This window comes from Streptomyces sp. NPDC059989, assembly GCF_042736975.1.
In the GTDB taxonomy this organism is placed as follows: domain Bacteria; phylum Actinomycetota; class Actinomycetes; order Streptomycetales; family Streptomycetaceae; genus Streptomyces.
Map to the genome: position 1 here is coordinate 109,862 of NZ_JBHWUO010000005.1, position 10,941 is coordinate 120,802.

Below are 10,941 nucleotides of genomic sequence, written 5' to 3' on the forward strand. Positions count from 1 at the left end.
CCCCGTGGGGGAGCCGGGCCTTCCTGTACCGCGTGGGGATCAGGCCTCGAAGACCTCGTTCAGGAGGAGCTGCTGCTCCGCCTGGTGGCGCTTGGCCGAGCCCACCGCGGGGGACGAGCCGTGCGGGCGGGAGATGCGGCGCAGGCGCTCGCCCGCCGGGACCTCCGCACCGACCGCCAGGTCGAGGTGGTCGATCAGGTTGAGGGCGATGAACGGCCACGCACCCTGGTTCGCCGGCTCTTCCTGGGCCCAGATGTACTTCGCCGCGTTCGGGAACTTGGCGATCTCCGCCTGGAGCTCCGCACCCGGGAGGGGGTAGAGGCGCTCGATGCGGATGATGGCGGTGTCGGTGATGCCGCGCTTCTCGCGCTCGGCCTCCAGGTCGTAGTAGACCTTGCCGGCGCAGAAGACGACCTTGCGGACCGCGTTCGCGTCCACCGTCGAGTCGCCGATGACCGGGCGGAAGCTGCCGTTCGTGAACTCCTCCGCCTTCGACGCCGCCGCCTTCAGACGCAGCATCGACTTCGGGGTGAAGACGATGAGCGGCTTGTGGTGCGGGTTGTGGACCTGCCACCGCAGGAGGTGGAAGTAGTTGGACGGGAGGGTGGGCATGGCCACCGTCATGTTGTCCTGCGCGCACATCTGGAGGAAGCGCTCCGGGCGGGCGGACGAGTGGTCCGGGCCCTGGCCCTCGTAGCCGTGCGGGAGGAGCAGGGTGACGCCGGACGTCTGGCCCCACTTCTGCTCCGCCGAGGAGATGAACTCGTCGACGACGGTCTGCGCGCCGTTGACGAAGTCACCGAACTGGGCCTCCCAGAGGACCAGCGCGTCCGGGCGGGCCAGCGAGTAGCCGTACTCGAAGCCCATGGCCGCGTACTCGGAGAGCAGCGAGTCGTAGACGTTGTAGCGGGCCTGGTCGTCCGACAGGTAGAGCAGCGGGGTGTAGTCCTCGCCCGTCTCCCGGTCGATGAGGACCGCGTGGCGCTGGCCGAAGGTGCCGCGGCGGGAGTCCTGGCCGGACAGCCGGACCGGGGTGCCCTCCATCAGCAGCGAGCCGAAGGCCAGGGTCTCGCCCATGCCCCAGTCGATGGTGCCCTCGTCGATCATCGCCGCGCGGCGCTGCAGCTGCGGCAGCAGGCGCGGGTGGACGGTGACGCCCTCGGGGATGTTGACCTGGGACTCGGCGATGCGCTTGACGACGTCCTGGGAGATCGCGGTGTTCACCGCGACCGGGAAGTCGGCCTGCGCGGCCGGGGAGACCGGCGGGTTGATCGCGGGCTGCGTGGCGGCCTCGCGGACCTCCGCGAAGACCTTCTCCAGCTGGCCCTGGAAGTCCTGGAGCGCCTGCTCCGCCTCTTCCAGGGTGATGTCGCCGCGACCGATGAGGGACTCGGTGTACAGCTTGCGCACCGAGCGCTTCTTGTCGATGAGGTCGTACATCAGCGGCTGCGTGAAGGCCGGGTTGTCGGACTCGTTGTGACCGCGGCGGCGGTAGCAGATGAGGTCGATGACCACGTCCTTGTTGAACGCCTGGCGGAACTCGAAGGCCAGACGCGCGACACGGACGACCGCTTCCGGGTCGTCGCCGTTCACGTGGAAGATCGGCGCCTCGATCATGCGGGCCACGTCGGTCGCGTACATCGAGGAACGCGAGGACTCCGGGGCGGCGGTGAAGCCGACCTGGTTGTTGATCACGACGTGGACGGTGCCGCCGGTGCGGTAGCCGCGCAGCTGAGACATGTTGAGCGTCTCGGCGACGACGCCCTGGCCGGCGAAGGCCGCGTCGCCGTGCAGGGCCACGGGCAGGACCGTGAAGTCCGTGCCGCCCTTGTTGATGATGTCCTGCTTGGCGCGGACCACGCCCTCCAGGACCGGGTCCACCGCCTCCAGGTGTGAGGGGTTGGCGACGAGCGAGACCTTGATCTGCTCCCCGTCCAGGCCCGTGAAGGTGCCGTTGGCGCCCAGGTGGTACTTGACGTCGCCGGAGCCGTGCATGGACTTCGGGTCGAGGTTGCCCTCGAACTCGCGGAAGATCTGCGCGTACGACTTGCCGACGATGTTCGCGAGGACGTTCAGGCGGCCGCGGTGGGCCATGCCGATCGCGACCTCTTCGAGGCGGGCCTCGGCGGCCGAGTCGATGACGGCGTCGAGCAGCGGGATGACGGATTCGCCGCCCTCCAGGGAGAAGCGCTTCTGGCCGACGTACTTCGTCTGCAGGAAGGTCTCGAAGGCCTCCGCCGCGTTCAGCCGGCGCAGGATGCGCAGCTGCTCCTCGCGCTCCGGCTTGGTGTGCGGGCGCTCGATGCGGTCCTGGATCCAGCGGCGCTGCTTCGGGTCCTGGATGTGCATGAACTCGACGCCGGTGGTGCGGCAGTACGAGTCGCGCAGCACGCCGAGGATGTCGCGGAGCTTCATCATCGACTTGCCGGAGAAGCCGCCGACCGCGAACTCGCGCTCCAGGTCCCACAGGGTGAGGCCGTGCTCGGTGATGTCGAGGTCGGGGTGCTTGCGCTGCTTGTACTCCAGCGGGTCGGTGTCGGCCATGACGTGGCCGCGGACCCGGTAGGAGTGGATCAGCTCGAAGACGCGGGCGGCCTTCGTGACGTCGTCGTCGTGCGAGGCGTCGATGTCGCGGTTCCAGCGGACCGGCTCGTACGGGATCCGCAGCGCCTCGAAGACGTCGTCGTAGAAGCCGCTCTCGCCGAGGAGCAGGTTCGCGACGATGCGCAGGAACTCGCCGGAGGCCGCGCCCTGGATGACCCGGTGGTCGTAGGTCGAGGTCAGGGTCATGACCTTGGAGATGCCCAGCTTGTTCAGGGTGTCCTGCGAGGTGCCCTGGAACTCGGCGGGGTAGTCCATGGAGCCGACGCCCATGATGACCGACTGGCCGGGCATCAGGCGGGGCACGGAGTGCACGGTGCCCAGGCCGCCGGGGTTGGTGAGGGAGACCGTCACGCCGGTGAAGTCGTCCATCGTCAGCTTGCCGACGCGGGCGCGGCGGACGATGTCCTCGTAGGCCTGCCAGAACTCGAAGAAGTTGAGGGTCTCGGCCTTCTTGATGCCGGCGACGACGAGCTGGCGGTCGCCGTTCGGCTTCACCAGGTCGATCGCGAGGCCGAAGTTGATGTGCTCCGGCTTGACCAGGGTCGGCTTGCCGTCCTTCTCCGCGAAGGAGTGGTTCATGGCCGGCATGGCCTTGATCGCCTGCACCATCGCGTAGCCGATCAGGTGCGTGAAGGAGATCTTCCCGCCCCGGGCGCGCTTGAGGTGGTTGTTGATGACGATGCGGTTGTCGAACAGGAGCTTCACCGGGACGGCGCGGACGGACGTGGCCGTCGGGACGTCGAGGGAGGCGTTCATGTTCTTCGCGACGGCAGCCGCCGGGCCGCGGAGCGTCACCAGCTCGGGGCCCGTGGGGGCCTCGGTGGCGGGCGCGGCCTTCTGCGGGGCTACGGAGGGGGAGGCGGGCGCGGCCGGTGCGGCGGCCGGGGCCTGGGAGGTGACAGTCACAGCAGGGGCACCAGAGGGGGTGGCAGGAGCAGGGGCAGGAGCTGACACAGGCGGAGAGGTCGGCGGCGCGGCGGCGGCGCGCGCCGCCCCCGTGGCGGCGGCGTCGGAAACCTGCGGTGCTGCGGCGGTACCGGCGGCCTGTGCGGAGGCGCCGTCCGTCGTCGGGGACTTCTTGGGCTCTTCCGCCTTCACCGGAGCGGGAGCGACCGCGCCCCCCGGCTTGTAGTCGGCGAAGAAGTCCCACCAGGCCCGGTCGACCGAGTTCGGGTCCTGGAGGTACTGCTGATAGATCTCGTCGACGAGCCACTCATTGGCGCCGAAGCCTGAGGCAGGGGTCTTCCCGCCCTCTGCTGCTTCGGTCGTGGTGCTCGAGTTACTGGGGGACTGTGGCGACACGGCGGCAACCGCCCTCTTCCGCTTCACAAGGTATGGACAGCGGGAATAAAGGCTACGCCTCCTGGGCCGCCAGATGCAGACCGGGCGGTACATCCGTCATGTAGGTCACATCGAACGGCGGGTTTCGCCGCCCTGAATGGCGGGAAACTAGCGTGGTTCGGGTAGGGGGCACCGAGGTTGCGGCCCCCATGGCTTCGCACCCCTGACGGACCCCGGATACGTGTGGCCGAGATCATGTCCTTCCCACTCGAACCCTACGTCAACGCGCTGCCTGCGAGCTGCCCGGAAGGGTGACAAGGATGCGGCAGCCCCGTGACGATTCGGCCACTCCGATCCGCCCGCCGTGCAGCTCCACGGCCCAGCGCGCGATGGCCAAGCCCAGGCCCGTGCCGCCGTCGCCGCCGCGGGCACTGCCCCGGTTGAACCGCTCGAAGACCCGGTGCCGCTCCGCCTCCGGGATGCCGGGGCCCTCGTCCCGGACTTCCAGCGCCAGGCTCCCGGGCGCGTCGCCGGCCCGGGCGCGGACCGTGACCCGGCCGTGCGGGGGGCTGTGCTTGACCGCGTTGTCGATCAGGTTCGCCACGACCTGGTGCAGGCGCTCCGCGTCCGCGTACGCCGTCAGCTCGGGCGGGAAGACGTCCAGGTGCAGGTGCACGTCGTTGCGCGTGTGCCCGCCCGAACCGGAGAGCAGCCCCGGCCGCCCGGCGGCCGCCAGCGCGGACTCCTTCAGAACGCCCGACAGGTACGGCCACACCTCGAAGCGGCGCGCCTTCAGCGGGACCACCCCGTTGTCCACCCGGGACAGGTCCAGCAGGGTCTCCACGAGGCGGCCGAGGCGCTCGGTCTGCTTCAGCATCGTGCGCATGGTCTCCGGATCGGCGGCCGAAACCCCGTCGACCACGTTCTCCAGCACCGCCCGCAGCGCGGCGATCGGCGTGCGCAGCTCGTGCGAGACGTTGGCGACGAGCTCCTTGCGGTGCCGGTCCACCGCCTCCAGGTCGTCCGCCATCAGGTTGATCGTGGCGGCCAGGTCGCCCAGCTCGTCGCGGCGCCCGGCCCCGCGCACCCGGCGCGTGTAGTCCCCGTGGGAGATCGCCCGGGCCACCCGCGTCATCTCGTCCAGCGGCGAGGTCAGGCTGTGCGCCACGAACTGGGTGATCAGCATCGAGGCGATCACCGAGAAGACCGTGATGAACCGCAGCTCGGTGTCGGTGCGCAGGGCCACCAGCAGCAGGCCCGTCGTGATGAAGACCGAGACCACCACGAGGGTGCCCAGCTTGGTCTTGATCGAGAAGGGCGAGAAGGGCTGCAGCCCCCCGGCGGGCCGCTGGCGCGGCCGTGGCTGGTGCCGGTGCTGCTGCCGCTGCCGGTCCTGCTCCCGCTGCCTCGCCGACGGGGCGCTCACGACTGGGCCGGGGTCTCCAGGGCGTACCCGACGCCGTGGACGGTACGGATCCGCTCCGCGCCGATCTTGCGCCTGAGCGCCTTGATGTGGCTGTCGACCGTACGGGTCCCGGACGCGTCGGCCCAGTCCCACACCTCGGCCAGCAGCTGCTCCCGCGAGAGCACCGCCCGCGGCGTCCCGGCCAGGCACACCAGCAGGTCGAACTCGGTCGGCGTCAGGTGCACGTCCTCGGCCTGCACACGGACCCGGCGCTGCGCGTGGTCGATCTCCAGATCGCCCAGCCGCAGCGTGGCCCCGCGCGGCGCGTGCGCGGCCAGTGTGGCCCGCTCCACCCGCCGCAGCAGTACGTGCACCCGCGCGGCCAGCTCGCGCATCGAGAACGGCTTCGTCATGTAGTCGTCCGCGCCGACCCCGAGACCGACCAGCAGGTCGGTCTCGTCGTCCCGGGCGGTCAGCATCAGCACCGGTACCGGCCGCTGCGCCTGGACCCGGCGGCAGACTTCCAGGCCGTCGAAACCGGGCAGCATCACGTCCAGGACCAGCAGCTCCGGCAGCCAGCTCTCGGCCGCGGCGACGGCGGCAGGCCCGTCCGCGGCCGTCTGTACCTGGAAGCCCTCGGCGCGCAGGCGCGCCGCGATGGCCTCGGCGATGGTCTGGTCGTCCTCGACGACGAGTACCCGCCGCTGGGCGCCGGGGGTCGCCGAGGTGTTGTTGTGGGTGGTGTGCGTCTGTTCCATGTCCCGGTCCGCCCCTGAAGATCTGCGTGGTGGGGTGCAGCGTAGAGGAGGCACCGGCCTGCGGCTATGTCGGGTTCGGACAGGGTATTTGTACGGAACGCCCTGGTGGAGCGGGGTATGTACCGGGTGCCGCACCCCCCACGGGAACGGCACCCGGCGGGCGAGGCGGTCAGGCGCCTCGCGTTGTGTGGGCCCTACAAGGGCAGCCCGTGGGCGTGCGCGAAGACCGGGTCCTCCGTGTCGTTCGGCACATCCGGGCGGGAGGCGGCGACCGCCGCCATCGAGCGCGGGAGCTCGAAGGGGAGCCGTCCCTCGGGCACGGCGCGGCCGAAGGCCACGTCCAGCAGGGCGTCGTCCGAGGCGCCGTAATCGGCGATCAGGGCCGCCGCGCGCTCGGCGATCTCCGGGATGACGGCGGCCCGCTCCAGGTTGATGCAGACCAGGGTCGGGACGGTGTCCAGGAGGGCCAGGATCTCGGCCAGCTCGGGCTCGGGGAAGGCCAGCGAACCCGAGTGGAAGAAGGACTCGAAGATGTTCTCGCGCGGCTCGTACGGGGTCCGCAGGCGCAGAACGGCCAGGTCGGCGTCGGCCGGGTCGGCCACGACCTCGCCGTACCCGGCGGCGACGGCCTCGTCCACGTTCCGCACGAACAGCCTCGGCCGGCCGGAGACCGGCAGCGTGCCGCGCCCGTTCGTCAGGACGGTGAGCGAGCGGCGCTGGGCCGCGGCGCCCATGGCCGCGAAGTCGGCCCGGCCGACCGTCTCGGCCGCCGCGTCCGGGTCCACGTACGGGTTCTCGAACAGGCCGAGCCGGAACTTCTCGCGCAGCAGCCGGCGTACGGACTCGTCGATCCGGGACTCCAGGATCCGGCCGGAGCGGACCAGCTCGACGACGACCTCGGGGCACTGCTCGCCGCCGAACTGGTCGGATCCGGCGTCCAGGGCGCGGGCGGCGCGCTCGGCGACGTCCAGGTGCTCCAGGCCCCAGGCCCGGGCGGGGTGCGTCTGGCCGAAGATCGTCGCGTCGTTGAGCAGCCCCCAGTCGGTGCACACGATGCCCTCGAAGCCGAGTTCCTCGCGGAGCAGGCCGGTGACCACGCCCTTGTTGAAGCCGAAGCCGACCTCCTCCCAGTCCGTCCCGATCGGCTGGCCGTAGTACGGCATCATCTGCGCGCAGCCGGCGGCGATGGCCGCCTTGAAGGGCTCCAGGTGGTGCTCGCGCATGCCGCCCGGGTAGATCTGCTCCTTGCCGTGCGCGAAGTGCGGGTCCTCGCCGTCCTTCTGCGGGCCGCCGCCGGGGAAGTGCTTGACCATGGCGGACACCGACTCGGGGCCGAGCTCAGGCCCCTGCAGGCCGCGTACGTAGGCCTGTACGAGCTCACCCGTCAGGCGGGCGTCGGAGCCGAAGGTGCCGGTCTGGCGGGCCCAGCGGGGCTCGGTGGCCAGGTCGATCTGCGGGTGCAGGGCGACGCGGAAGCCGACGGCCAGGTACTCGCGGCGGACGGTGTCCGCGAAGCGGTGGACCAGCTCGGGGTCGCCGATGGCGGCCAGGCCCAGGGCCTCCGGCCAGGCGGAGAAGGCGCCGGAGTTGAAGGAGGCGCCGACGTTGTCGGTGAAGGCGTGGCGGGGGTCGGTGGAGAGGGTGACCGGGATGCCGAGGCGGGTGGCCGCGGCCATCTCCTGGACGGCGTTCTGCCACTGGGCCATCTCGCGGGCCCCGTAGGTGCCCAGGAGGTTGAAGTGCGTGAGGAGGCGGCCCTCGATCAGCTCCGGGGTGGTGAAGGGCAGCATCGAGCCGTCGGTCTCGGTGACCGGGGTGCCGTCCGGATTCATCATCAGCATGGAGTGGAAGAGCTGGCCGGCCTTCTCCTCCAGCGTCATCCGGGAGAGCAGGTCCTCGACGCGCAGGTCCACGGGGAGCGAGGCGTCCTTGTAGGCGGGGGTGTTCACGGGGGCTCCTGAGGGGTTGCGGGGCCGCGGCCTGGCGCTGCGGGCCTCGTCGCCGACCGGGTGCCCAACGTAAACGCGAAAACCATGCACCCACTAGGTTTTCGGAAGTGACCTGGATCACTCTTCCGGGGGCGGCGGAAAGGGGCGGGCCTAGGGTGGTCCGCATGGCACAGGACAAGGGGCGAACGGCCGGCCGGGGGACCTACGCGGTGGGTGACGCCCGCCGGCAGAAGATCCTCGACACCGCGGTCGAACACTTCGCGCAGTGGGGCTTCCACGCCTCCTCGCTGGCCCGGATCGCGGCCGGCTGCGGGATCACCCAGGGCGGGCTGCTGCACCACTTCCGCAGCAAGGAGGACCTGCTGCTGTCGGTGCTCGCACAGAGCGAGCAGCACGACGTGGAGCGGCTGTTCAGCGAGCCGGCCGGATCGGTCGCCGCGCACTTCGACACCGTCGTCGCGCTCGCCGCCGACAACGAGCGGCGGCCCGGCATCGTCCGGATGTTCAACACCCTGGTCGGCGAGTCGAGCAACCCGGGGCACCCCGCGCACGACTACTTCCGGCAGCGCTACGCCCGCGTGCTCGGCTACACCGTCGAGCTGCTGGAGGCGGGCGTCGCACGCGGCGAACTGCGGCCCGGCACCGACTGCGAGGCCGTGGGCCGGGAGCTCCTCGCGGTCATGGACGGCCTGCAGATCCAGTGGGTGCTGGACCCCGGGAGCGTGGACATGCCGGCCCGGCTGCGGGCGTACCTGGACCGGCAGCTGCGGGAGATCGCCGCCTAGCCGTTCGTGAAGGAGGGCAGCAGGCCCAGCACCTTGTCGAGGGCCGGTGACAGGGCGCCCTGGTCGGCGGCGACCTCGTACCCGCCGTGCACGAACGCGTAGAAGAACCCGTCGAAGATCTTGGGGCTGCTCGTCGCGATCCGCGGCAGGCGGGCGAAGTCCGCCTCCGTGAGGGCGGCGCGCAGGGCGTCGAGATCCGCCTGCTCCAGCCTGCCGGAACCCTCCTGCTTGGCCTTGCCGTCCAGCCGGGTCCACGACCCGTCGCCCTTGACGATGAGGGTGTGCGTCTCGCCGGCGAAACCGCCGCTGCGGCTGACCCGGACCAGGGTCTCCCCGGCGGCGGGGGGCTGGGAGGCGGCCGGAGGCGTCGTGGTGGCCGGGGGCGTCGCGGGCGGGGGCGTCGCGGCCGGGGGCGTCGCGGGCGCCGAGCCGGCGCTCGTCGGGGTCGCCGGAGGAGCGTCACCATCGCCCCCGGAGCCGGCACCGGAACCGGACGGCCCGCACCCGGCCAGGACCACCGCACTCAGCACCGCGGTCACCGTCGCCACCGCCGCCGCCCGGAACGCTCGCACACCCACCTCCGCAGGTACTCGGCCCGAACCCCGAGTATGGAGTGCCCACACCCGATACGACAGCACCAGGAGGCCGCCATCCGCCGCCGCATCGCCCCCTGGCGCGTGCTGCCCCCGCTGCTCGCCGTCCTCCTGGGCCTCTGGGGCCTGGAGCGCGGCGGCAGCATGTGGCGCGACGAATCCGTCACCTGGCAGGTCGCCCACCGGCCGCTCGGCGGGCTCTGGGAGCTGCTGGGCCAGGTGGACGCCGTGCACGGCCTGTACTACCTCCTGATGCACGGCGTGTTCCTGGCCTGGGACGGCGGCCTCTGGGCCCTGCGCCTGCCCTCCGTCGCCGCCACCGCCCTCGCGGCCGCCGGGGTGGCCGCGATCGCCCACCGCCTCGCGGGGGAGCGGGCCGCGCTGCTCGCCGGGCTGGTGTACGCCGTGCTGCCGCCCGTGCAGATGTACGCCCAGGAGGGGCGCTCGTACGCCCTGGTCGCCGCGGCCGTGGTCTGGGCGACGTACCTGATGCTGCGCGAGCGGTGGACGGCGTACGCGCTGGTCCTGCTGCTCGGCTGCTGGCTCCACGAGTTCGCCGCCCTGGCCCTGCTCGCCCACGCCTTCACCGCCTGGCGCTCGCGCGGCTGGCGGATCGCCGCCGGGGCCGTCGCCGCCCTGCTGCTGCCGCTGGCCCTGGTGAGCGCCCGCCAGGCCGCGCAGCAGCTCGGCTGGCTCGGGCGGCCGGGCTGGCAGGACTGGGCGGCGTACGGGGTGCTCGCGGGCGCGGTGCTGCTGCTCGCGCGAGGCGCCGGGAACAGGGACCTCGTACGGGTGGCCGTGCCGCTCGCCCTGCTGCCTCCCGGCCTCCTGATGGCGGTCTCGCTCCTCCACCCCTGGTACGTCGACCGGTACGTGCTCTACGCGCTGGCCGGGCTCGCCCTCCTGGCCGGGGCGCGGCTCGCGGCGGCCCGCGGGTGGTGGCCGTGGCTGCTGGTGGGCGCGCTGCTCGTGCCCTGCGCCTTCTGGTCGGTGTGGCTGCGCACGCCCGAGAGCCGCAAGGACGACGTCCTCGCCGTTGCCGCCGCCGTCCGGGAACGGGCCCGGCCGGGTGACGCGGTGGTCTTCCTCCCGTCGCGCCGGCGCGAGTGGCTGCTGTCCTCACCCCAGCTCTACGGGAGCCTGCGCGACGTGGCGCTGGACCGCACCCCGGCGGCTTCGCGCAGCCTCCAGGGCACCGAACTGCCCTCGGTGGCGATCCGCGAGGCACTGATCGCCTCCCCCCGGGTCATCGCCCTGCTGGACCCGACCGGCCAGCCGGTGGACCCGTACCCGCGCGAGGCGGTCAAACGGCAGACGCTGTCCGCCTGGTTCGACCTGTGCTCGATCACCGAGGTGCACGGCGCCCGCGTGGCGGTCTACGCCCGCCCGAACACCTGCCGCTAGCCCGCGTCGGCAGCGCCGGGGCCGGGCGTCCGGCGGCCGCGGGCCCCGAGGAGGATGGGGCGGACCGTGTCGTACAGACGCGGTACCAAACCCCCGATCGCCCGCGGGGGTGCGCCGACCCCCACCGCAGGTTGCGAATGACCAAACCCCAGAACTCCGAGG

Annotated in this window: 7 protein-coding genes; 2 read left to right on the forward strand and 5 right to left on the reverse strand. The window is 71.9% G+C overall.

From position 1 onward, the window contains the following. Positions 1-39 precede the first annotated feature (39 nt). From ACFWBN_RS06575 to ACFWBN_RS06590, 4 genes are all read right to left on the reverse strand, one after another. Positions 40-3,906 (reverse strand): multifunctional oxoglutarate decarboxylase/oxoglutarate dehydrogenase thiamine pyrophosphate-binding subunit/dihydrolipoyllysine-residue succinyltransferase subunit, encoded by a 3,867-nt coding sequence (locus ACFWBN_RS06575; protein ID WP_385171522.1) that lies wholly within the window; start codon positions 3,904-3,906, stop codon positions 40-42. A gap of 259 nt (positions 3,907-4,165) precedes the next feature. Continuing rightward, positions 4,166-5,218, reverse strand: coding sequence for an ATP-binding protein (locus ACFWBN_RS06580; RefSeq protein WP_385171874.1), 1,053 nt, complete (start codon positions 5,216-5,218; stop codon positions 4,166-4,168). 89 nt (positions 5,219-5,307) lie between these two features. Further along, positions 5,308-6,048 carry a response regulator transcription factor gene (locus ACFWBN_RS06585; RefSeq protein ID WP_385171525.1) on the reverse strand — a complete coding sequence of 247 codons (741 nt, stop codon included), beginning with the start codon at positions 6,046-6,048 and terminating at the stop codon, positions 5,308-5,310. 194 nt (positions 6,049-6,242) lie between these two features. Beyond that, a complete protein-coding gene (locus ACFWBN_RS06590) occupies positions 6,243-7,997 on the reverse strand; it encodes a glycoside hydrolase family 3 protein (RefSeq protein ID WP_385171528.1) in 1,755 nt (584 codons plus the stop codon). Between the two features lie 164 nt (positions 7,998-8,161). On the opposite strand from ACFWBN_RS06590, the gene ACFWBN_RS06595 reads away from it, so the two are divergent. After that, on the forward strand, positions 8,162-8,782 hold the full coding sequence (locus ACFWBN_RS06595) for a TetR family transcriptional regulator (RefSeq protein WP_385171531.1): 621 nt from the start codon (positions 8,162-8,164) through the stop codon (positions 8,780-8,782). On the opposite strand, the gene ACFWBN_RS06600 is transcribed toward ACFWBN_RS06595, so the two are convergent. Continuing rightward, positions 8,779-9,354, reverse strand: a complete 576-nt coding sequence (locus ACFWBN_RS06600; protein ID WP_385171534.1) for a hypothetical protein — start codon at positions 9,352-9,354, stop codon at positions 8,779-8,781. The two genes, ACFWBN_RS06595 and ACFWBN_RS06600, sit on opposite strands and share 4 nt — an antisense overlap. Before the next feature lie 36 nt (positions 9,355-9,390). On the opposite strand from ACFWBN_RS06600, the gene ACFWBN_RS06605 reads away from it, so the two are divergent. Beyond that, positions 9,391-10,779, forward strand: coding sequence for a hypothetical protein (locus ACFWBN_RS06605; RefSeq protein ID WP_385171537.1), 1,389 nt, complete (start codon positions 9,391-9,393; stop codon positions 10,777-10,779). Positions 10,780-10,941: the final 162 nt, after the last annotated feature.